Source organism: Rahnella sp. R3(2024) (assembly GCF_042920125.1).
Lineage (GTDB): Bacteria > Pseudomonadota > Gammaproteobacteria > Enterobacterales > Enterobacteriaceae > Rahnella > Rahnella rivi.
Genome location: NZ_JBHGBU010000001.1, coordinates 3737332 through 3760280, shown reverse-complemented (window position 1 = coordinate 3760280; position 22949 = coordinate 3737332). Strand labels below are relative to the sequence as shown.

General features: G+C 52.5%; 26 protein-coding genes. 3 read left to right on the top strand and 23 right to left on the bottom strand.

Annotated elements, in window-relative coordinates; translation table 11 throughout:
- Positions 1-188: 188 nt before the first annotated feature.
- A complete protein-coding gene (locus ABSH60_RS17075; protein WP_390974943.1) occupies positions 189-803 on the top strand; it encodes an NTP transferase domain-containing protein in 615 nt (204 codons plus the stop codon).
- The gene (locus tag ABSH60_RS17070; protein ID WP_390974941.1) at positions 790-1773 is read left to right on the top strand and encodes an XdhC family protein; all 984 of its coding nucleotides are present in this window, start codon (positions 790-792) and stop codon (positions 1771-1773) included. Before ABSH60_RS17075 ends, ABSH60_RS17070 begins: the two co-directional genes overlap by 14 nt.
- Before the next feature lie 70 nt (positions 1774-1843).
- On the opposite strand, the gene ABSH60_RS17065 is transcribed toward ABSH60_RS17070, so the two are convergent.
- The 22 genes from ABSH60_RS17065 to yceD all read right to left on the bottom strand — a co-directional run bounded on the left by ABSH60_RS17065 (position 1844) and on the right by yceD (position 20881).
- A complete protein-coding gene (locus ABSH60_RS17065) occupies positions 1844-2380 on the bottom strand; it encodes a glycine zipper 2TM domain-containing protein (protein WP_056779168.1) in 537 nt (178 codons plus the stop codon).
- A 325-nt stretch (positions 2381-2705) separates the two neighbouring features.
- Positions 2706-4010: an NAD(P)/FAD-dependent oxidoreductase gene (locus tag ABSH60_RS17060; protein WP_056778787.1), complete on the bottom strand. Its 1305-nt coding sequence runs from the start codon at positions 4008-4010 to the stop codon at positions 2706-2708.
- A gap of 310 nt (positions 4011-4320) precedes the next feature.
- A complete protein-coding gene (gene ycfP / locus ABSH60_RS17055) occupies positions 4321-4863 on the bottom strand; it encodes an alpha/beta hydrolase YcfP (RefSeq protein ID WP_056778785.1) in 543 nt (180 codons plus the stop codon).
- A gap of 51 nt (positions 4864-4914) precedes the next feature.
- Positions 4915-5943 (bottom strand): beta-N-acetylhexosaminidase, encoded by a 1029-nt coding sequence (nagZ, locus tag ABSH60_RS17050; RefSeq protein ID WP_390975798.1) that lies wholly within the window; start codon positions 5941-5943, stop codon positions 4915-4917.
- Positions 5944-6018: 75 nt separating this feature from the next.
- Positions 6019-6870 (bottom strand): phosphotransferase, encoded by an 852-nt coding sequence (locus ABSH60_RS17045; protein WP_390974939.1) that lies wholly within the window; start codon positions 6868-6870, stop codon positions 6019-6021.
- Complete coding sequence (gene lpoB / locus ABSH60_RS17040; protein WP_056778781.1) at positions 6851-7447, bottom strand: penicillin-binding protein activator LpoB; 597 nt, start codon at positions 7445-7447, stop codon at positions 6851-6853. The genes ABSH60_RS17045 and lpoB overlap by 20 nt, the downstream gene beginning before the upstream one ends.
- 21 nt (positions 7448-7468) lie before the next feature.
- Positions 7469-7837, bottom strand: coding sequence for a YcfL family protein (locus ABSH60_RS17035; RefSeq protein ID WP_056778777.1), 369 nt, complete (start codon positions 7835-7837; stop codon positions 7469-7471).
- A 9-nt stretch (positions 7838-7846) separates the two neighbouring features.
- A complete protein-coding gene (gene hinT, locus ABSH60_RS17030; protein ID WP_056778776.1) occupies positions 7847-8200 on the bottom strand; it encodes a purine nucleoside phosphoramidase in 354 nt (117 codons plus the stop codon).
- 199 nt (positions 8201-8399) lie between these two features.
- The gene (gene ptsG / locus ABSH60_RS17025; protein ID WP_056778775.1) at positions 8400-9833 is read right to left on the bottom strand and encodes a PTS glucose transporter subunit IIBC; all 1434 of its coding nucleotides are present in this window, start codon (positions 9831-9833) and stop codon (positions 8400-8402) included.
- A gap of 337 nt (positions 9834-10170) precedes the next feature.
- Complete coding sequence (locus ABSH60_RS17020; protein ID WP_390974936.1) at positions 10171-10965, bottom strand: metal-dependent hydrolase; 795 nt, start codon at positions 10963-10965, stop codon at positions 10171-10173.
- Between the two features lie 32 nt (positions 10966-10997).
- Entirely contained in the window at positions 10998-12017 is a 1020-nt protein-coding gene (gene holB, locus ABSH60_RS17015) for a DNA polymerase III subunit delta' (RefSeq protein WP_122095737.1), read from the bottom strand.
- The gene (gene tmk / locus ABSH60_RS17010; RefSeq protein ID WP_390974934.1) at positions 12014-12667 is read right to left on the bottom strand and encodes a dTMP kinase; all 654 of its coding nucleotides are present in this window, start codon (positions 12665-12667) and stop codon (positions 12014-12016) included. The genes holB and tmk overlap by 4 nt, the downstream gene beginning before the upstream one ends.
- Entirely contained in the window at positions 12657-13682 is a 1026-nt protein-coding gene (mltG, locus tag ABSH60_RS17005) for an endolytic transglycosylase MltG (protein WP_390974932.1), read from the bottom strand. The genes tmk and mltG overlap by 11 nt, the downstream gene beginning before the upstream one ends.
- 14 nt (positions 13683-13696) lie before the next feature.
- The gene (gene pabC, locus ABSH60_RS17000; protein WP_390974930.1) at positions 13697-14494 is read right to left on the bottom strand and encodes an aminodeoxychorismate lyase; all 798 of its coding nucleotides are present in this window, start codon (positions 14492-14494) and stop codon (positions 13697-13699) included.
- Between the two features lie 211 nt (positions 14495-14705).
- A complete protein-coding gene (fabF, locus tag ABSH60_RS16995) occupies positions 14706-15947 on the bottom strand; it encodes a beta-ketoacyl-ACP synthase II (RefSeq protein WP_072158133.1) in 1242 nt (413 codons plus the stop codon).
- A gap of 101 nt (positions 15948-16048) precedes the next feature.
- Complete coding sequence (gene acpP, locus ABSH60_RS16990; protein WP_015690190.1) at positions 16049-16285, bottom strand: acyl carrier protein; 237 nt, start codon at positions 16283-16285, stop codon at positions 16049-16051.
- Positions 16286-16438: 153 nt separating this feature from the next.
- Positions 16439-17173: a 3-oxoacyl-ACP reductase FabG gene (gene fabG / locus ABSH60_RS16985; RefSeq protein WP_122095740.1), complete on the bottom strand. Its 735-nt coding sequence runs from the start codon at positions 17171-17173 to the stop codon at positions 16439-16441.
- 12 nt (positions 17174-17185) lie between these two features.
- Positions 17186-18115 (bottom strand): ACP S-malonyltransferase, encoded by a 930-nt coding sequence (fabD, locus tag ABSH60_RS16980; protein ID WP_390974927.1) that lies wholly within the window; start codon positions 18113-18115, stop codon positions 17186-17188.
- 18 nt (positions 18116-18133) lie between these two features.
- Complete coding sequence (locus tag ABSH60_RS16975) at positions 18134-19087, bottom strand: beta-ketoacyl-ACP synthase III (protein WP_390974925.1); 954 nt, start codon at positions 19085-19087, stop codon at positions 18134-18136.
- Between the two features lie 6 nt (positions 19088-19093).
- The gene (gene plsX, locus ABSH60_RS16970; RefSeq protein WP_056778751.1) at positions 19094-20128 is read right to left on the bottom strand and encodes a phosphate acyltransferase PlsX; all 1035 of its coding nucleotides are present in this window, start codon (positions 20126-20128) and stop codon (positions 19094-19096) included.
- A 48-nt stretch (positions 20129-20176) separates the two neighbouring features.
- Positions 20177-20344: a 50S ribosomal protein L32 gene (gene rpmF / locus ABSH60_RS16965; RefSeq protein WP_013576249.1), complete on the bottom strand. Its 168-nt coding sequence runs from the start codon at positions 20342-20344 to the stop codon at positions 20177-20179.
- 12 nt (positions 20345-20356) lie between these two features.
- Positions 20357-20881 carry a 23S rRNA accumulation protein YceD gene (gene yceD / locus ABSH60_RS16960; protein ID WP_056778749.1) on the bottom strand — a complete coding sequence of 175 codons (525 nt, stop codon included), beginning with the start codon at positions 20879-20881 and terminating at the stop codon, positions 20357-20359.
- 141 nt (positions 20882-21022) lie between these two features.
- Here yceD and ABSH60_RS16955 point away from each other — a divergent pair, with 141 nt between their 5' ends.
- On the top strand, positions 21023-21616 hold the full coding sequence (locus tag ABSH60_RS16955; protein WP_390974922.1) for a Maf family nucleotide pyrophosphatase: 594 nt from the start codon (positions 21023-21025) through the stop codon (positions 21614-21616).
- 54 nt (positions 21617-21670) lie between these two features.
- Here the strand turns inward: ABSH60_RS16955 and rluC are convergent, their stop codons facing one another.
- Positions 21671-22633, bottom strand: coding sequence for a 23S rRNA pseudouridine(955/2504/2580) synthase RluC (rluC, locus tag ABSH60_RS16950; RefSeq protein ID WP_122095745.1), 963 nt, complete (start codon positions 22631-22633; stop codon positions 21671-21673).
- Between the last annotated feature and the right edge of the window lie 316 nt (positions 22634-22949).

The window sequence follows — 22949 nt, the reverse complement described above, 5'->3', positions numbered from 1 at the left end:
TAGTGCGGCGATTTTACAATTTGTCATAAATTCTAAAAATACCGTTTAACGCGGGCGATTATAGGCAGTCATGTTGCGCTAAGTAATGACGGAATACACATTTTTAATATTTCGTTCACAATTTTGCGCAATAAAATGGGATAATTAATCCTGTTGCGCAAACAATGTACAAAAGGGATGCAAGGAAAATGGCAGGTATAATTCTTCTCGCCGCAGGGCTGGGGAGCCGGTTTATCGCCGCCGGAGGCAAAGGTAATAAGCTGAATGCAATATTGCCCAAAACAGCACAAAATGCTGCCACCCTTTTTGACCTCACCCTCCGTCAGGTGCTGAGCAGCGGGCTGCCGGGGCGCGTGGTTACGCGTGCTGAAAACAGTCAGGTTCAGGCCAGTTGCCTGCGTGAAGGGGTGCCTTTCACGCTGACAGAGAGCGCCGGCACCGGAGGTTCCGTCGCGGCCGGGGTGCGCGATACGCCAGACTGGGACGGGTGGCTGGTTCATCTTGCCGATATGCCTTTCGTCACGCCGGATATTTTTGCCGCCGTGGCCGCTTCCCTGCCTCTGAAGCCCGTGGTTCGGCCTTACTGGCAAAATCAGCCGGGACACCCGGTGGGTTTTGCCCGCCAGATGCGGGACGCCCTTTTACAATTTCACGGTGACCACGATGCCAGGGAACTTATCCGCAGCCAGCCGCTGTTACGCCTGGATGTCACAACGCCCGCCGTGATCACCGACATCGATTTGCCGGAACAACTTTCTCTTTCTGCGCTTTTTTCAAACGGATCTCCGCATGCAGCATCTTGATAATCAGGTTATTTCTCAGGCGCATGAATGGCTGACGCATCAGCCGGTGTGGTTGTGTACTGTTCTGACGACGTACGGTTCCTCCCCGCGCGCACCCGGTGCCTTGCTGGCGGCGACCGGCAATGGCCGCCATTGCGGTTCGCTGTCAGGCGGATGTGTCGAAGAGGATTTCTTACGGCGCATTGCCGCCGGAGACTATCAGCAGGCCAGCCAGATTGTGCGTTACGGTGACGGCGGGTTAACCCCCGATGTCGCCCTGCCCTGTGGCGGGTCGCTGGATGTGCTGATCGAATATCTGCCCGCAACGCAGGGCAATCTGGATTATCTGCAAAAAATGGGGATGGCGCTGGCCGGGCATTTTGCGCTGGATAAATCACTTACCCTGCCCGCCGCCTGCGATCATCTGGCGCTCACGGGCTATCACAGCGCCACCCAGGTGATGCGTGACGGTGACTGCGTCAGATTACATCTGGCGGCACCGCCGCGTTTGCTGATTGCCGGGCTTTCAAGCGTCGCGATCTACTGCGCAGATTTTGCCTGTGCGCTGGGCTTTGACGTGGTGGTGTGCGAGTGTCGTGAAGAGGTGCTGGAAAATTTTATGCCCGCGCTTAAAGCTGAGATCCGGCTGGAGAAACAGTTTCCGGCAAAATATCTCGAGTTACAGGGTTGCCATGCCAATACGGCGATAGTCGCCCTGACCCATGATCCGCGAATGGATGACCTGACGCTCATGGAGGCAGTGAATACACCAGCGTTTTACATTGGCGCAATGGGTTCACAACGCAACAGCATCCGCCGTCGTGAACGCCTGCAAACCATCGCGGATTTTTCCGCTGAGGATTTCGCCCGTCTTCATGCCCCCGTCGGCTTGCCCATTGGCAGCAAAACCCCCGCTGAGATTGCGCTGGCCGTCATGGCCGATATCGTGAAACACAAAAACGGCCTGAATGCAGCGGATACTGCGGCCTGAGCACGTCATCAGAGACATAAAAAAAAGCCTGAGGTTTGCGCCTCAGGCTTTTATTTGCCACTTACCGGTATCAGGAACGGGTAAGCTGCAACTGACCGCTTTTATCCAGCGGGATTTGTGTGCCCGGATCGTGGTCCATACGCACTTTGCCCTGCTGATCGCCTATTTTATAGGTCACATCATAACCGAGCATTTTGTCTTCTTTGTCGTAGACGGTTTTACAACGTTGCTGCTGCGTGCTGTAAGTATCGTTATCCTGCATGCTGCTCTGTACACGGTTACCCGCATAGCCACCGCCCAGCGCACCGGCAACTGTCGCCACATCACGGCCACGACCGCCACCAAACTGATGCCCCAGAACGCCACCGGCGACAGCGCCCAGCACGGAGCCGGCGATCTGATGCTCATCCTGAACAGGACGACGGTGAGTCACAGTGACATTGCGGCATTCCTGACGCGGCGTTTTGATGGTTTCTTTAATTGGCGTCGCGCTGACAACCTGCGCGTATTGCGGGTCAGATGAAAAGACATTCATGCTCGCCACACCGGCAATGCCTAATGCCGCAGCCACACCAATACCGACCCCAGCTAACATTGACTTGTTCACAGGACTTCCTCCGAAAATGTTACCACGCATATTGCGCCTGACTCAGGACACATACCTCAGTGGAAAACTTCACATCCTGAGGTTCGGCGTGCGTGAATCGCCGGCTGTAAACTTGTTAAAGTTTGTACCTGGAATGGTTAAGGAACAATAAGACGAAGTCTGTAAGTGAGAGAAATGCGGGTGTAACGAGGTGTTTCAGAGCATTCTTAGCGGACAAACTAGTTTTCGGTGGCAGGAGCCTCTGGTCAGCAATAAAAAAGCCTGCGGGAAGCAGGCTTTCAGTGTCCAAACCGTGAGGAAACGATTCAGCGGACGATCAAAAAAATCAGTGCAGTTTCAGACGCGGGCGGATCACCCGGTTGATTCCGCCTACCAGCATCATCAGGCCGGTTTTGATGTAACCGTGCAACGCAATCTGGTGCATACGGTAAAGCGACACATACACCAGGCGCGCAAGACGCCCTTCCACCATCATCGAACCGCGCATCAGGTTGCCCATCAGGCTGCCGACGGTGCTGAAACGGGAAAGAGACACCAGTGAACCATGATCTTTGTAGACATAAGGTTTCAGGCTCTGACCTTTGCGCTGCGCCATGATATTAGCAAAGCAACGTGATGCCATCTGATGCGCTGACTGCGCGCGCGGCGGCACAAAACCACCTGAGGGCTGCGGGCAGGATGCGCAATCACCGATCGCATAAATGTCAGGGTCGCGTGTGGTTTGCAGCGTTGGCTCAACCACCAGCTGATTGATACGGTTGGTTTCCAGCCCGGCGATGTCTTTCATGAAATCAGGGGCTTTGATACCCGCCGCCCACACCATCAGATCGGCATCAATGAATTCGCCAGACTTGGTGTTAAGACCGTTTTTATCCGCACTGGTGACCATCGTTTGGGTCAGAACGCGCACACCCAGCTTGGTCAGCTCCTGATGGGCCGCCGCAGAAATACGCGGTGGCAATGCAGGCAAAATACGTTCACCGGCCTCGACCAGCGTGACGTTCAGCGCTTCGCTGTCCAGCCCTTTAAAGCCGTAGCTGTGCAGCTGTTTCACCGCATTATGCAGTTCAGCAGACAGCTCAACGCCTGTCGCGCCGCCGCCGACGATAGCAATGTTCACTTTCTTTTGCTTATCTGCGCTGGCTGAGAATTTGAGGAACAAATTCAGCATTTCGTTGTGGAAACGGTGCGCCTGATGCGGGTTGTCCAGGAAGATGCAGTGGTCTTTCACGCCCGGCGTGCCGAAGTCATTAGAGGTGCTGCCCAGCGCCATGACCAGCTGGTCATAAGCGATATCACGTACAGGCACCAGCATTTCGCCGTTTTCGTCGCAAATTTCAGCCAGTTTGATGGTCTTATTTTCACGGTCGATATCGGTCAGTGAACCAATCTGGAACGTGAAACCGTGGTTACGCGCATGCGCCAGATAGCTCAGGGCATCAACACCATCATCCAGGCTGCCGGTAGCCACTTCGTGCAACAGTGGTTTCCACAGGTGGCTGTGATTACGGTCGACCAAAATGATCTCCGCTTTCTTTTTACGGCCAAGCTTATGCCCGAGGCTGGTCGCCAGTTCCAGACCGCCAGCGCCGCCGCCAATTATGACAATTTTCTTCATTGGTGATGTCAAAATGACCCCCTCAAATGTGAACCATTTGTTATATAAGAGTTAAAAAATAATCCTTATATTACATAGGGTTGCTTAAGTTAATTCGGTATCTGAGTGGGAGGATATCATGCGTGGTGATTTGGTCATACCAAAATTGATGTAGGTCAATTTAAAATGATTTGGTCTGATTGCCCTGATGAAATGGCACGCATTTTGACATTTTTAAATCAGGCAGTTAGCGCGTTTAGCATGAAAACATCACCGGATGCTTTCTGCCGCCCATAAAAAAACCACCGCGCGGGGCGGTGGTTTTAGCGGGATATAAACATCTTCAGGCGATGGTTTTGAAGGCTTTGATCCGCTGCAAATGCGTCGAGATATCCTTGAATTTGTGGCTCTGTTTTTCGTCCCATTCCACAGGATAATAATGATGCAATTTCTCTGCCGTCTTGCTGCTGTCGAGCACGCCGTCTTCGCGGGACAGAATCACCAGGCAGCGGTCGCGGTTTTTCTCACGAAAATCGCTGATGCACTTGGTGGCAATGTCTTCATACTCTTCGGGACGATCAATCTTTCCGGCCATATTATCCTGCGGAGATAAATTCGGATTGAACATCACCTGGCGGATACCGCACAGGAAACCAATGCGCTCCGCCCAGAAACCCCCGAGGCCGACGCCGCAAATCAACGGGTGCGGATCCTGCGTTTCATGCAGCACTTTATCGACTTCTTTCAGCAGATGCTGCATGTCATGGCGTGGATGCAGCGTGCTGTAACTGATAAAGCGCACGTCCGGGTCAATAAACTGAAGCTGTAAAACCTTCTCGTGGTTACCGGGGCTGGTTGAATCGAAACCATGCAAATAGATAATCATCGTTTACCTCATCCTGAATGTGCGTTGACACCCTCTGCGGTCCGAAAACCGTTACCGGGCAGCCTGTTTTTGTTCCTGCCAGCGGGCATCGAGCGCCGTTAAGTCACGGTTTGCCTGCTGCCAGCGGGTTGAATTGAGCAAATCCTGACGGGCCTCTTTTCCACTGTACCGGCCGCGATGATACAACTGTGCAACACGCTCTGCGTTGACCGGCGACAGGTTATCGAGCACGCTGACCGCGCCCTGACGGTTGTTACAGGCAAGGATCATATCGCAACCCGCATCCAGCGAAGCCTGTGCCCGCTCCGGATACGTGCCCATGATGGCCGCGCCTTCCATCGAGATGTCGTCGGAGAAAATCACGCCGTCAAACTTCAGTTCCTTGCGTAAAATTTCCTGCAACCAGTAAGGCGAGCCGCTGGCCGGTCTTGGATCGGCCTGAGTGTAAATCACGTGCGCAGGCATGACCGCATCCAGCAATTTACGCTGGTTGAGCTGACGGAAAATCGCCATGTCGTGCTCGCGGATTTCTTCCAGCGGACGATCGTCACGCGGTGTCTCTTTATGAGAGTCAGCGCTGACCGCGCCATGCCCCGGGAAATGTTTGCCGGTGGTTTTCATACCGGCAGAATGCATACCGAGAATATAGCGTTCCGCCATCTCCACCGCTTTTTGCGGCTCTGCGTGGAAGGAACGTTCACCAATGGCGGCGCTGATATGTCCGATATCCAGCACCGGTGCGAAACTGATGTCGATATCCATCGCAATCATTTCAGATGCCATCAGCCAGCCACTTTCCTGCGCCAGCCGCCCCGCTTCCTGCGGCGCATTCAGCGCGGCAAAAGATTGCGCGGCGGGCAGACGGGTGAACCCGTCACGAAAACGCTGCACGCGGCCGCCTTCCTGATCCACCGCCAACACCAGCCGGTCGTGCGATGCCGCACGGATCTGACGGATCAGTTCATGCAGCTGTTCGACGTCATGATAGTTACGGGTAAATAAAATCAGACCGCCAACCAGCGGATGCTGCAAAATTTCACGTTCTTCGGCATCCAGCTCATAGCCAGCCACATCCAGCATTACAGGTCCCAACAAGATGGCCACTCCTTTTCAATCAATTCAGATAAGCAATTCAGCATTCGTCACAGGCGCAGTTCAACGCTGGCGGTGCAGCGGCTGCGCCCATTCACAATATTTCTGCTCGCCGGTTTGCTGCCAGCGCACTTCAAACCACATCAGCATCAGGTAATCCACCCAGGGTAACCAGCGGTTTACCTGCTGCTGTAAAAGCGCTAAATCCCGATAACCGCCCGCGGACACGTAACGCTGTAAAAACGCGCGCTGTTGAGCAAAACTCCAGCCGTTGCCCCGAATAATGGCAGCCAGCTCCAGCGCGATATCGGCGTCAGCGGCGTATTCCCAGTCAATCAGCCGCAGCCCCTGCGGCGTTGCCAGCACGTTGCCGGCGTGAATATCCATGTGAACCAGGGATAACCGCAGCGGTGCGGGAGGCGGCGTACGCATCATCTTTTTATGCCATCGCAACCAGCGCGGCGTCAGACGACGGCGGTCAACGTGCTGCCAGTAACGGGCAAATTGCTGATGTAAATTCAGCCGGTAACCCGACAGAGGCAACTGATGCAGTAACACCAGACTCTCGCTCAGCGCCTGCTGCCCGGCCGTGGCGGCAAAATCTTGCCCGGTCAGCGGTGTGCCGTTAATCCAGTCCACCAGCAACCACGGCGGCGAATAAAGTCTGACACAGGGGCCGGGATAATGCCGGGCGATATGCCGCAAAACACGATGTTCGCGGCGTCTGTCCGCTCCGGAAATCTGACGATCAGGTGACTGATATCGAGCCAGTAAATCACCGGCAGGAGAGCTGATTTTCCAGCTCTCCCCCGTCAGACCGGCCACCGGCGACAAATGAAAACCGGCGGTTTTCACCGCCGGACAATGCTGTTCAATCAGTTGCTGTAATTGCGCGTTAATTCTGAACGGCGCCACGGCCAGACCAGACAATTTCACCGCTCGGCGCGGTAATCAAACGCATGGACATGGTCGGTGATTTCACATCGCCGCTCACCGTGCTGTAGAGCACGTACTGCGCTTTGACGATATTGGCCAGACCGATGGCCTTGCTGACTGACGCCAGGCTGTCATCCGGCGATAACCCCAGCGATTGTTTGGCAGAAGCCAGCTGTTCAGCCGGGATCACCTGGAAGGTCGTGTTGTTCGCCAGCGCCGTGCGTAAAGCATCGGTGGCTTTGGCGGTTTGCAATGAGCCGTTGGTGCTGTTTTTCACACTGTCGACCAGCAGAACACTGCCTGACTGAACGCCATCTGCTTTCAGCATTTTCGCCAGCATCGGTTGAACAGTGGCTGTCCAGTCGATGTTGGCAAATTTAGGAGGCTGAGGAACAGGAGGAACGGTCGGTTGCTCTGGCACCGGCGGATTTACCGGCGGCTGAGGCTGCTGCGGTTGCTGGGGTTGTTCCGGCTGCTGTGGCTGTTGCTGGTTTGGCAATGTACAACCGCCGAGGATCAATGCGGCCATTGCCACAATGAGGAAATACTTTTTCATCAACCTACTCCGTCGAGAACATTAGAGATAAAGGTAAAGACGCACGCTGTCCGCATCAAGATTACCATTCAGGGAACTGACTTCCAGACTGCTGTTGGCAGGCACGGTGACCGTTCTGGGTTCGGCAACGGGCAGTAAATCCAGCCCTTGCTTGTCGTACCAGAAGAAACGGTAATGCAACGTCACGGCGTGCGGCTGGTTGTTATTGAGCGTACTGGTGGCTTGCTTTTGTCCACCGGATTCACCGACAGAGGGCGAACTGGGGATAATCCCTGCCGTCAGCACGGGCGATTCCATGACCACTTTTTGTTGATTATTCAGCGCAATGCCCGGACGACTGCTGCACCCTATCAACAAAAGCACCGGCAATATTGCCATCAAAAATCGCATTTTTTATCCTTACTGACGTGACAGCAATGGACCCAGCGCGCGGCCACCGACCAGGTGCATATGAATATGATAAACCTCCTGCCCGCCGTCTCGGTTGCAGTTCACGATCAGGCGATAGCCGCTTTCAGCAATCCCTTCCTGTTCTGCAATTTTCGCCGCCACGGTCATCATGCGGCCAAGCGCTGCTTCGTGCGTGGCATCCACATCATTCATGGTCGGGATCAGCACGTTCGGGATAATCAGAATATGGCTTGGCGCCTGAGGAGAAATGTCGCGGAACGCGGTGACCAGTTCATCCTGATAAACCACATCGGCAGGAATTTCACGGCGGATAATTTTGCTGAAAATTGTCTCTTCGGCCATCTTAACTGTCCTTAACAAAGTAAAAAGCGATGTACGCAGTATGGGTCAGAATTTCCATTCCTTTCAACCTGATTACGCTTTTAGCTGCTTAATTGCCGCAGAAAGCGTCAGCCAAAGCCCGCGCACGCGCCTGCCCTGAATCGCAGGCATGAAAAAAGGAGGCCGAAGCCTCCTTTCTCAGAACAGGTACCGCTCAGCATTAATGGCTGCGCATGTACTCATCCATATCGGTTTTCAGGTTGTCAGACTTGGTACCAAAGATTGCCTGAACACCAGAACCTGCCACAACCACACCGGCTGCACCCAGTTTTTTCAGGCCAGCCTGATCAACTTTGGAAATATCAGCCACGCTGACACGCAGACGGGTGATACAGGCATCCAGGTTGGTGATGTTGTCTTTGCCGCCGAAAGCCTGAACCAGAGACGCAGACATTTCTGAACCGCCCTGAGTCGTGGTTTCGCTTGCAGAGTCTTCACGACCTGGCGTTTTCAGATCCAGTTTGGCAATCAGGAAACGGAAGATGCTGTAATAAACCACCGCATAAACCGCACCCACTACTGGGAACAGCCAGATGCGGCTGCTGTTGCCGCTCAGCACGATGAAGTCGATCAGACCGTGTGAGAAGCTGGTGCCGTCACGCATCCCCAACAGGATACAGATTGGGAACGCCAGACCTGCCAGAATCGCGTGGATCACATACAGGATCGGCGCAACGAACATGAAGGAGAATTCGATCGGTTCAGTGATACCGGTCAGGAACGCAGTCAGTGCAGCGGAGATCATGATGCCGCCGACTTTTGCACGGTTCTCAGGTTTCGCTGAGTGCCAGATAGCCACAGCCGCTGCCGGCAGGCCGTACATTTTGAACAGGAAGCCACCAGACAGTTTACCCGCAGTCGGGTCACCCGCCATGTAACGTGGGATGTCGCCGTGGAACACCTGGCCCGCAGAGTTGACATACTCGCCGATTTGCATCTGGAAAGGAACGTTCCAGATATGGTGCAGACCAAACGGAACCAGTGCGCGTTCTACCACGCCATAGATACCGAATGCCACTACCGGGTTCTGGTAAGCAGCCCATTGGGAGAAGGTTTGGATCGCGCTGCCGATAGGTGGCCAGATGAAGGACAGAACCACACCCAGAATAATCGCCGCCATACCGGAAATGATTGGCACAAAACGTTTGCCCGCGAAGAAGCCCAGATATTCAGGCAGCTTGATGCGGTAGAAACGGTTGAACATGTATGCCGCAATCGCACCGGAGATAATACCGCCCAGTACGCCGGTGTCCGCCAGATGGCTGGCTGCAATTTCTTCAGCCGGTAAATGCAGAACCAGTGGAGCCACGACCGCCATGGTTTTGACCATGATGCCGTATGCCACAACTGCCGCCAGTGCAGAAACACCGTCGTTGTTCGTAAAGCCTAAAGCAACGCCGATAGCGAAGATCAGAGGCATGTTAGCGAAGACTGAACCACCAGCCTCGGCCATGACATGAGAAACGATCAGCGGAAGCCAGCTAAAGTTTGCAGAACCGACGCCAAGCAGAATACCTGCGATTGGCAGTACGGAGACTGGCAACATCAGCGATTTACCGACCTTCTGAAGGTTTGCAAACGCGTTCTTAAACATAATTGAGTGTGCTCCTGAGTAATGATGCTTTTTGATACTTCATGCGGTGTAGCCTGATAACTCACCGCGTAGCAAGCGGTCTGAAACCCCGTTGCCGTCGGGTGTCTGAGCACCCCTTTTAATTTTTACGCAGGGTAAAATAAATCCCTTTGTTAATGTTTGATGGCAGTCACGTTTTTCTGAAAAATGCTGAAAAACTGGATTAAAAACCGTCACTTTCACACGAAAAATCCGAATGAGGCTTTCCCGACAACCGAAAAACGGTGCCAAGATACCTCATTCAGACGATTAATTACGAGGTGAAAAATAAATCCAGCGAATATGACTAAGCTACAGCCTAGATCAAGGAGGAAGTGTCGACATGAAATAATTGTGAAAAGTTCTGAGTTGTCGCCTCTGCCAGTTGCTCCAGACTGACGCCTTTAAGCACCGCCATGTATTCGGCAACATCACGCACGTAAGCAGGCTGATTTTCTTTTCCACGATGAGGCACCGGTGCCAGATACGGCGAGTCAGTTTCCACCAGCAGACGATCCAGCGGCACGTAGCGGGCAACTTCGCGCAAGGCTTCAGCATTACGGAACGTCACGATGCCGGAGAAGGAAATGTAAAAACCCAGATCAAGCAGGAATTCTGCTGTCGGCAAATCTTCAGTGAAACAGTGCAGAACGCCTCCGCATTCCCCGGCATTCTCTTCTTTCAGAATATCCAGCGTGTCCTGGCGGGCATCGCGGGTATGGACGATCACCGGTTTATTCAGCGCACGACCAATGCGGATGTGCTCGCGAAAAGAGTCCTGCTGCAACTTCAGCTGGTGCGCTTCTTTCTGATAGAAATAGTCCAGACCGGTTTCGCCCATCGCCACTACTTTCGGGCTGGCGGCCAGACGGCGCAGTTCCGCAAAGTCATAACCGTCATCAATATTCAGAGGATGTACACCGCAGGAAAATGCCACATCAGGGCGATCGCCAATCAGTTGGGTCATCGCCTCATAGCCAGGCAGCGTGGTGGCGACCGCCAGCATGAATTTCACATCACGCTCACGGGCCTTTTCCAGCACGTTGTCCACGCCGGAATGCAGTTCGTTGTAATCCAGGCTGTCGAGGTGACAATGGGAATCGACTAAAAACATAGTGGTTAACTCATTACGATTGAAAGTGGGGTTCAGCGCGACAGGTCAGAACTGAAGTAAGAAGGGACAACTGCGCCCTGCAACATATGTTCCCATTCGAGCAATTGTTCCGTCAGCAGCAGTTCGCGGTTCACACCTGTAATGGAGAGCAACTGCTGACGGCACTGCATCCATGCCGATACGGATTGTTGCAGTGACGCATTGGACTGCGCGCTGGCAAGCAACGCGATCAGAGGTTGCTGGTCATGATTAACGATAAACTGCGCAGCCTGTTGCTGCCATTTAATGGCATCCAGCAGCAGCGAAGCCAGCCAGCTGATGCGGTCTGCGGCATCATCATGGTTCAGCTGTGGCAGCAGAGCCAACATATCCTGCTGCTGACACTGGGTGAAAAGCTGCTGGCACAGCGCCAGACGCTGTTTCCAGCGTTCCGGCTGCAACAGTTCGAGCGCAGAAAGAGGCGCGCCCTGCGTCAGGCGTAACGCGGTTCTGACCGTTATCACATCTGCGCTGAGCTGACGGTTGATCCACTGAACCGACAATGCTTCTTCGGGCACCGGCAGATGCCAGTAGAAACAGCGGCTGCGGATAGTTGCCAGTAACGCAGAAGGTTCACGGCAGCCCAGCAGAAAATAGGTTCCGGCCGGAGGTTCTTCCAGCGTTTTGAGCAAAGCATTGGCTGCCGCTTCCGTGAGCAATTCAGTCTGCGGGATCCACACAACTTTCGCCCCGCCCTGCTGCGAATAGTTGTAGAGCGTCTCAATCAGCTGACGCACCGGATCAATACCCAGTGAGCTTTTGCCCTTTTCGGGCTGCAGCACATGCCAGTCAGGGTGGTTTCCGGCGATCATCAGCTGGCAGCTGTGGCATTTGCCGCAGCTTTTCTCGCCGTCTTTATGCTGACACAACAACCAGCGGCTTAGCCCGTAGACCAGCGCATCGTCGCCCATGCCTGCCGCAACATGCATCAGTACGGCGTGATGTCCCCGGCCGGTCTGATACTGTCCAATCAGCTGACGATAGGGGGCGCTGAGCCACGGATACCAGCTCATGATGCGCGACCTTGCGCCAATGATTGTTCATCGAACCAGTTTTTCAGCGTCTGTTCGATAGACGCAGTCACCTGTTCGATAGTCTGAGAGGCATCAATGGTTTTGATGCGGCTGTCCTGACCAGCAAGTTCCAGATAACGGGCACGCGTGCGTTCGAAAAACGGCAAGGCTTCCTGCTCAATACGATCCAGCTCGCCACGGGCGCGGGCTCGTTGCAGGCCAAGCGCGGGTGGAAGGTCAAGATAGAGCGTCAGATCCGGACGAAAATCACCCAGTACGGTGTCACGCAGCGAACTCATCAGCGCCGCATCAATACCCCGGCCACCGCCCTGATAGGCCTGGGAAGAAAGATCATGACGATCCCCCACCACCCATGCACCGCGCGCCAGAGCGGGCAGGATCACCGTCTCGACAAGCTGAACACGCGCTGCGTAGAGCATCAGCACTTCAGCTTTCACGGTAGGTTTTTCACCGTGCACGCCGCGTTTAAATAAATCCCGCAGCTTTTCCGCCAGCGGCGTGCCGCCGGGTTCACGGGTAAAAACAATTTCTTCGACGCCATGTTGGCGTAACGCATTCACAACCACTTCATGAGCGGTCGTTTTGCCCGCCCCTTCAAGGCCTTCAATTACAATGAAGTTACTTTTCATTCTTATTCTTCAGAGCCTCTAAATACACGCGAACCGCCTTGTTATGATTCACAAGGTTAGTGCTGAAAGTATGCCCGCCTTTGCCGTCAGCGACAAAGTAAAGATAGGGCGTTTTTGCAGGGTGTGCCGCAGCCTGAAGAGAAGCTTCACTTGGCATCGCGATGGGCGAAGGCGGCAAACCGGAAATGACGTAGGTATTGTACGGCGTCGGCGTCTCGAGATCTTTTTTGCGAATATTGCCGGTATAACTTTCGCCCATGCCATATATGACCGTCGGATCGGTTTGCAAACGCATTCCAATGCGCAAACGGTTAATGAATACCGATGCCACTTCTGCGCGTTCACCCTTGACTGCCGTTTCCTTTTCGATGATTGACGCCATTGTCACCAACTCAGCAGGCGTTTTATAGGGTAAGGCATCCGCGCGCTCCCTCCAGATATCCGCAACGGTTTTTTCCATGCGCACGTGCGCACGTTTAAGCAGCGATAAATCCGTCATGCCTGCCGTGTAGTGATAGGTATCAGGATACAACCAACCTTCGGCATTTTTAGTGTCGGTCATGCCCAGCGCTGCGGCGATCTCTTCCCCGCTTTTGCCTTTTAATTCGTGTTTAATAAACTCTGAATTATCCAGAACCTTCATCCAGTCACTGAGCTTAAAGCCTTCGACGAAACGAATGCTGAACTGCGCTTCTTTGCCACTTTTCAGCAACTCGAGCATCTGGCGCACGGTCATACCTTTCTCAAAACGGTAAGTGCCCGCTTTGAATTCACTCAGTTCAGGCTCTAGGCGCAACAACCATGGAAACCACGGATTGGGCTTCATGAGTTTTTTATCGATCAGTAATGTTTCCAGCACCACGCGCCCGGTGCCCGCTGGCAGGGTAAAAATGGTTTCGCTGCTGACGTTAATCGGACGGTCAGCGAACTGTTTCACTTTATGGTAGGAAAATGCCGCCATCCCGAGCAGGATCAGGACAATCAGGGCGAGGATTTTAGTTTTTTTGTGTGTCATGGATTGTTCACTTTTTAACAACTGTGGCGCAGGAAATCGTACAAATGTCGCGAGGAATAATGGTGTTCATTCACTTGCGTCACCGTTAATAATGGCATTAATGCGTTACAAATCAGGATCTCATCAGCATCGGCCAGTGTTTCCGGCGTTTCACTGACAATATCGACTGCCCAGTCTGACCTTGCACGCAGCTCCCGAATAATGTGCTGGCGCATAATGCCGTCCACTCCGGACTGCGATAAATCCGGGGTGTAAACGCGGTTCCCCTTGCGCCAGAATAAATTGGCCGCACAGCATTCCACCAGGCAACCGGAGGTGTCAACCACCAGCGCCTCATTGGCGTCCGTCTGGTCAAGATGCATGCGGATCATGACCTGTTCAAGCCGGTTTAGATGCTTGATACCGGCCAGCAATGGATTTTTGCTTAACGTGACCGGGCTTGATATGAGCTTCACGCCCTGCTCACGCCACAGGTGATAATGGGCAGGATAATCAGAGAAAGAGACAATGCGCGATGGGGCACTGCATCCTGCGGCGCTGTAACCACGCCCTCCCTGACCGCGGGTGAGGATCGCTTTCACCACGCCCTGAGCATGTCCCGACGCGGCCTGCATCATTTCGGACTCAAGCGCCTGCCAGTCAGCCTGAGTAATGCTGAGGGCGCTGGCGGCTCGCTGCATGCGGGCAATGTGTAAGGGCAGAAACTGAATGTCTCCCTGAATCACCCGCGCGGTTGTAAAGCACCCGTCGCCAAACTGCACCGCCCGGTCGCCTGCCGGCAATGCATTTGTCACCACACCGTTAATCCACATGGTTACACCCTCCGGGCATCAAAATTTCTGTCAGCAGAGCCTGCGGGAGCAGGCTCATCTCAGCAAGTGGAGCATTCCGACTTTACCGCACTGCAATCTGCAGCTGGCATCAACACGCATTCTGTTGAACTGCCGTTTGAGGGCGCCCTTTCATCCAGACAGCAAAAAGGCCCGATCAACGGGCCTTCTATTTCAGTCATCACCGACTGAGTCAGATTTTACGGAATACCAGTGAACCATTGGTGCCACCGAATCCGAATGAGTTACACAACGTGTACTCCATATCTTTGACCTGACGTGCTTCGTGAGGCACGAAGTCAAGGTCACAACCTTCATCCGGATTATCCAGGTTGATGGTTGGAGGAACCGCCTGATCGCGCAGAGACAGAACCGTGAAAATGGATTCTACCGCGCCGGCAGCGCCTAACAAGTGTCCGGTCATCGACTTAGTGGAACTGACCAGCACGCGATGCGCATCCGCACCAAAGACAGATTTCACCGCCTGAGCCTCGGCCTTATCTCCCGCAGCGGTGGATGTGCCGTGCGCGTTGATATAACCCACTGAAGAGGCAGAAATGCCTGCATCACGTAACGCATTTTCCATTGCCAGCGCAGCACCTGCACCGTCTTCCGGTGGTGAGGTCATATGGAAGGCGTCACTGCTCATGCCAAAACCGACGATCTCAGCGTAAATCTTCGCCCCACGTTTGCGGGCGTGTTCATACTCTTCCAGCACCATAATGCCTGCGCCGTCACCCAGTACGAAACCATCACGATCTTTATCCCAAGGGCGACTTGCCGCCTGAGGGTTGTCATTGCGCGTCGATAACGCACGGGCCGCGCCAAAACCACCGACACCCAAAGGGGTACTGGCTTTTTCTGCGCCGCCTGCCAGCATCACGTCAGCGTCGTTATACGCGATAATACGTGCCGCATGGCCAATGTTGTGTACCCCAGAGGTACAGGCTGTAGCAATAGAAATGCTCGGTCCACGCAATCCAAACATAATGCTCAAATGGCCTGCGATCATGTTTACGATGGTGGAAGGAACGAAGAAAGGACTGATTTTGCGTGGTCCGCCGTTAACCAATGAGGAATGGTTTTCTTCTATCAGACCAAGCCCGCCGATACCGGAACCGATCGCCGCACCAATACGGGGCGCGTTCTCAGCCGTCACTTCAAGCCCTGAGTCTTGCATCGCCTGAATACCGGCGGTAATACCATACTGAATAAAGGCATCCATCTTGCGGGCATCTTTGCGCGGGATGAACTCTTCACAGTTGAAATCTTTAACTAAGCCTGCAAACCGTGTTGCGTAGGCGCTAGTATCAAAATGGTCGATCAGGCTAATGCCACTCTGACCGGCAAGGAGAGCGTTCCAAGTAGACTCTACAGTATTGCCGACAGGAGACAGCATGCCCAGTCCAGTCACTACAACTCGACGCTTAGACACGGGTGTCCTCCAGGGAGGGAAAAAAGTAGTAATACCGTGGGATGAAAAAAACTTAGGCGGTCAAATGACCGCCTAACTATCTAAACTTAAAGCATGTACGCTTACTGTTGGCTAGCGTTGATAAAATCAATTGCTGCCTGAACAGTAGTGATCTTTTCAGCTTCTTCGTCAGGGATCTCGGTATCAAACTCTTCTTCCAGAGCCATAACCAGCTCAACGGTGTCGAGAGAATCAGCGCCAAGGTCGTCTACGAAAGATGCAGCATTCACTACTTCTTCCTGTTTAACACCCAGCTGTTCAACGATGATTTTCTTAACGCGTTCTTCGATAGTGCTCATACTCTTAAATTTCCTATCAAAACTCGCTTTCGCGATGGTTTTCGTAGTGTATAAAATGTTGAAAAAGATGCAACTAAATCCAGGCTGTTCAAACCACGAATTTGCTCTATTTTGCGGTTTTTACCGCAAAAAACGCAAATAATTTCGTAATTTTTAAATCATGTACATGCCGCCATTGACATGTAATGTTTCACCGGTGATATAGCTGGCCTCGTCAGAGGCTAAAAAAGCAACGGCGCTGGCAATTTCTTTGGCATCGCCCAACCGGTTGGCTGGAACTGATGACAAAATGCCTGCGCGTTGATCATCTGTCAACGCCCTTGTCATATCCGTCTCAATAAAGCCGGGAGCCACGACGTTGACAGTAATGCCACGTGAAGCAACTTCACGCGCCAAAGACTTACTAAAACCAATCAAGCCAGCTTTAGCCGCCGCGTAGTTCGCCTGCCCTGCGTTACCCATGGTGCCAACAACGGAACCAATTGTAATAATCCGTCCACACCGTTTCTTCATCATAGCCCGCATGACAGCTTTTGACAGCCGAAACACTGAAGTCAGGTTTGTATCCAGGATATCCTGCCACTCATCATCCTTCATACGCATGAGAAGGTTATCACGGGTAATGCCGGCATTATTAACTAAAATATCAATTTCGCCAAATTCAGCTCGAATCGTCGTCAATACTTGCTCAATAGATGCAGAATCAACCACATTGAGCATAATACCTTTGCCGTTATCGCCTAAATATTCACCGATCGCTTCAGCACCTTTCTCGCTGGTCGCCGTGCCGATCACTTTCGCGCCGCCAGCAACCAGTTTTTCTGCGATAGCGCGGCCAATACCACGGCTGGCACCTGTTACCAGTGCAATTTTGCCTTCGAAGCTCATAATATCCTCTTTTTACTGTTCCAGCGCCGCTGTCAAGCTTGCAGTGTCGTTCACTGCGACAGCCGTCAGGGTATCAACAATACGTTTCGTCAGCCCTGTCAGCACCTTACCAGGCCCTACTTCGACCAACTGCTCTACACCCTGAGCCGCCATAAATTCGACAGATTCAGTCCAGCGTACCGGGCTGTATAGCTGACGAATTAATGCACTGCGGATCGCGTCAGGCGAGGATTCTACTTTAACATCCACGTTGTTGACCACAGAGAACTGTGGTGCACTGAAGGTAATGTTTTCAAGTGCTACGGCCATTTTATCTGCTGCTGGCTTCATTAAAGCACAGTGAGACGGCACGCTGACAGGTAACGGTAAGGCGCGTTTTGCACCCGCGGCTTTACAGGCAGCCCCGGCACGCTCTACGGCTTCTTTGTTACCCGCAATCACAACCTGCCCCGGCGAATTGAAGTTCACCGGAGAAACAACCTGGCCCTGGGCAGATTCTTCACACGCTTTTGCAATGGCGTCGTTATCCAGACCGATGATGGCATACATCGCACCGGTGCCTGCAGGAACAGCTTCCTGCATCAATTTGCCACGCAGTTCAACCAGAGAAATAGCCTGTTTGAAATCCAGAACACCGGCACAAACCAGCGCTGAATATTCACCGAGGCTATGACCTGCCATCAGAACGGGTTTAGCGCCGTTCTGTTGCTGCCACACACGCCAGATAGCCACGGACGCTGCCAGCAACGCAGGCTGTGTCTGCCAGGTTTTGTTCAACTCTTCAGCGGGTCCTTCTTGCACCAGCTGCCATAAATCGTACCCCAGCACCGAAGAGGCTTCGGCAAATGTTTCTGCTACAACCGGATATACAGCGGCTAAATCCGCCAACATACCGAGCGTTTGAGAACCCTGACCAGGGAAAACAACTGCAATATTTGTCATTTTTATGATCCTGTTAAATCAAAAACGAACCAGCGCCGAGCCCCAGGTAAAGCCACCGCCAAATGCTTCAAGCAACACTAATTGCCCGCGCTGAATTCTGCCGTCACGTACCGCTTCATCAAATGCCGCTGGCACGGAGGCCGCTGACGTGTTGCCATGACGATCCAGCGTAACCACAACTTTATCCATCCCCATGCCCAGCTTTTTCGCTGTGGCACTGATGATGCGCAGGTTAGCCTGATGCGGCACCAGCCAGTCGAGTTCGGAGCGATCCAGGTTATTCGCCGTCAGTGTTTCATCAACAATGTGCGCCAGCTCAGTGACCGCCACTTTGAAGACTTCGTTCCCCGCCATGGTGACGTAAGCAGGTTTTTCCGGCTCCGTCTGGCTTGGATACGGTAACGTCAGCAGATTGCCATAATGCCCGTCGGCGTGCATATGGGTGGAAATGATGCCTGGTTCTTCGGATGCGCCGAGCAAGACCGCACCGGCACCATCACCAAACAGAATCACCGTACCGCGATCCTGAGGATCGAGTTTACGCGACAGTACATCTGAACCGATCACCAGCGAATGTTTTACCGCACCGTTCTTGATGTACTGATCGGCCACACTCAGCGCATAAGTGAAACCTGCGCATGCAGCGGCCAGATCGAACGCTGCGCAATCCTTGATGCCCAGCATATTCTGCAACTGGCAGGCTGAGCTTGGGAATGCATGTGAAGATGAGGTTGTTGCAACAATGATTAAACCCACGTCGCTTGCGCTGACGCCGGCCATTTCAAGTGCTTTTTCTGCTGCGTGCAGGCCCATTGTGGCCACAGTCTCATCCGGAGCAGCGATACGACGTTCACGAATACCTGTGCGGGTGACAATCCACTCGTCGGAGGTATCCACCATTTTTTCTAAGTCGGCGTTGGACCGAACTTGCACGGGCAAATAGCTCCCCGTACCGAGAATCTTTGTATACATGTACGATCAGTCACTCTTGGGTAATACAGCTTCAAGGCGCGCGGCAATCCGCTGAGGGACCTGCCGCTGCACCGCCTGCACAGCCTGTTCGATAGCAACAGCAAACGCGCGCTGATTTGCTCCACCGTGGCTTTTAATAACGATGCCCCGTAATCCTAACAAACATGCGCCATTATACTGGTCGGGGTTGAGATGGCTAAAACGCTTTAGCAATTTCTTCTGTAAAATCCGACCTAACCACTTCAACCACCAGGCCTTCTTGCCACCCTCTCCAGAGGATTTTAACAGTGACAAAAACATCCTTATTACACCTTCCATGGTTTTGAGCGTAACGTTTCCGACGAAACCATCACACACCATCACATCTGTCTTACCGGTCAGAAGGTCATTGCCTTCAAGATAGCCGATATAGTTGATAGAGGTGGTTTTTTTTAAAATAGCTGCGGCTTCACGGATGTTATCCAGCCCTTTGCTTTCCTCTTCACCGATGTTCAGTAAGGCAACGCGGGGGTTACTTATACCCACCACCTGCTCCGCCATTACTGACCCCATCACGGCAAACTGAACCAGCATCGTGCTGTCACACTCAACGTTAGCCCCCAGATCCAGCACCACCGTTTTACTACGCTGCTGATTGGGCAATACGCTCATCAACGCCGGGCGCTCAATACCTTCCAGGGGTTTTACAACCAGTTTCGCTAATCCCATCAACGCGCCGGTATTCCCTGCGCTGACGCACGCCTGCGCATCACCACTTTTGATCAATTCCAGCGCCACACGCATTGAGCTTCCTTTACTGGCGCGTATAGCTTGCGACGCGCGCATGTCGCTGGCTATAACGGACTCAGCAGGAATTATCCGAATTCGTTCTAAAAGAGAAGGATCGGCTTTGGCTAAAAAAGGTGTGATGTCGTCGGGAATGCCGACCAGAAGAAGGTCTAATTCAGAATTAGAGATAAGTGCCTGCAATGAAGCAGGCACTGTGACGGATGGACCGAAATCCCCGCCCATTACATCTAACGCGAGGGTTAGACGAGTCAAGGTATCGCCTTGTTAGCACTTATCACGTGAATAAGTAGCTGGCAGATATCAGCCGATTACCTTGCGACCGCGGTAGAAACCGTCGGCAGTGATGTGGTGACGCAGGTGAGTTTCACCAGAAGTCTTGTCCACAGACAGAGTGGAAGTGGTCAGAGCATCGTGTGAACGACGCATGCCACGTTTAGAACGGGTTGGTTTATTCTGTTGTACGGCCATGGACCTTACTCCTTAAGTACTTTTCTTTAAACTCGCTAATACGGCAAATGGATTTGGTTTCTCCACCTCTGCAGGCAGTTTACCAAATACCATGTCCGCGTCGGACACTTCACAGTGTTCAGATTCATGTACCGGAACGACAGGCAGTGAAAGAATAATTTCGTCTTCAATCATCGCCAGCAGATCGACTTCGCCAAACTCATCGACTTCGATCGGCTCGTACGCTTCCGGTAATGCTTCAGCCTGTTCATCATTACGGACAGGACTAAAACAATATGTTGCGTGAACCTGGTGCTCAAACGTCTTACCACATCTCTGGCATTCCAGAGTCACAGTAACATCAGACTGACCATTAATAACGGCCAGACGAAGATTGTCGATATCAAACGACAAAGAAGTCTGGACATCAGAGTCAACGCTCACCACTGATGCTGCTAATCGTGTCACCTGACCAGGCGTATAAACACCGGAGTAGTCTAAACGCTTTTGGGCGGTACGAATCGCATCAACGGCTAAGGGTAATTTTACTTTTTGCATAGGGCGCGCATATTAACTTTGTAACGACAGAGAGTCAAAGAAAAAGGCCTCAAAACCGCACCTTTCACCAATATTCGCTTCCACAGCGGCCAACAGTTTAAAATGTACTATTCAATAACGCTACGCTTTGTGAAAAAAATTATGACTATGCCTTCTCCACAACTGCTTTTAGCCTCAACCTCGGTCTACAGAAAAGCACTGCTTGAAAAAACCGGCCTCGTCTTTCGCTGTGCTGCGCCAAATATTGATGAAACACCCCGCGCAGAGGAACAGCCTGAAAATTTGGTGCAACGCCTGGCACAAGCTAAAGCCAGCGCACTCAGCGTCTCGCATCCACATTATCTGATTATTGGATCGGATCAGGTCTGCGTCATCAATGGCCACATCACAGGCAAACCCTACACATTTGAGAACGCCTTTCGCCAATTGCGCGCTGCCAGCGGCCAAACTGTCACGTTCTACACGGGTCTGTGCCTGTTGGATGTACAAACCTCGCAGGCACAAACGCTGTGCGAAACTTTTAACGTTGTATTCCGTTCATTATCTGATGACGAAATTTCCGGCTATCTGCACCGAGAAAAACCTTACGACTGCGCTGGCAGCTTTAAGTGCGAAGGACTGGGCATCACGCTGTTTGAAAGCCTGAACGGGCGTGACCCTAATACACTGATTGGTTTACCGCTTATCGCCCTGCTTGGCCTGCTGCGTGAACGCGGTATCAATCCACTTCTCTAAATTTAATCCAGTAAAAGGGCGCAACCTGTGCGCCCTTTTTAGGATAGACGACACTTATCGGGCGCTGCTTTTACCACGCAGTGCTTTCAAACAGTTACGCAATTTGGCATCCATCGGCGCCTCTATTCGCATCGTCTCGCCGGTATTGGGATGTTCAAAACGCAATGCCGCTGCGTGCAGGAACAAACGATTCAGACCTGTTCCTGACAGTTTTGCATCGAAATCACGCTCCCCATAACGGTCATCAAACGCGATAGGATGACCGGCGTGTAAAGCATGGACGCGGATCTGATGGGTTCTGCCTGTCACCGGGCTGGCTTTAACCAATGTGGCAAACTCGTAGCGCTCTTCAATTTTAAACCGGGTTTCAGAAGGTTTACCTTCGGCATTCACCCGGACGATACGCTCGCCGCTTTGCAGAATATTTTTCAGCAACGGAGCCTGAACGACTTTGCAATGGGAAGGCCATTCACCCCGTACCAGCGCAAGGTAGTCTTTCTGCATACTCTTAATGCGCAACTGCTCGTGCAATGAACGTAATGCAGATCGTTTTTTCGCAACCAACAAAACCCCGGAAGTATCGCGATCCAGACGGTGAACCAGTTCCAGGAAACGGGCTTCAGGGCGCAATGCACGCAAACCTTCAATCACACCGAAACTCAACCCGCTGCCGCCATGTACTGCGGTACCCGACGGTTTATTAAGGATAAGGAGGTGATCGTCTTCATAGAGGATGCAATCCGTCAGAGCAGCGACTTTATCCAGTTTGGCGGAAACCGGCGCTTCATCTCTTTCAGCAATTCGCACCGGAGGAACGCGAACTTCATCACCGGCAAGAAGCTTATATTCTGGTTTAATGCGTTTTTTATTAACCCTGACTTCGCCCTTACGCACGATGCGATAAATCATGCTTTTCGGCACGCCTTTCAGGATTTTAAGTAAGAAGTTGTCGATGCGCTGACCGGCTTCATCTTCCGAAATGGGAATTAATTGTACAGTTGGATTATCAGTTTTCATGGCTCGGGATTCTAAATATCAGGCACGATTCGCGCCACAGATTTTTATGTGCTTAACTCATAGCTTACCAGCAACTACCATGGAAAACCTGCAAGAAAACCAGATAAAAAGCATGAGCAATGTGCATTGCCTCGCAGATGGATAAGATTCTTGGTCAGAACGGGAAAAGTCACCTTGCTATCACAGTGCCTGCAATGGAATAATGAAGTCACTTTCCGCGTTGTTTCTCTTAAGTTAGGGAAAACGCAGGAATTATAGATTTGCCTGATCGCACAAAAACGCAGCAATGGCGTAAGACGTAATGTGAAATCAAGCA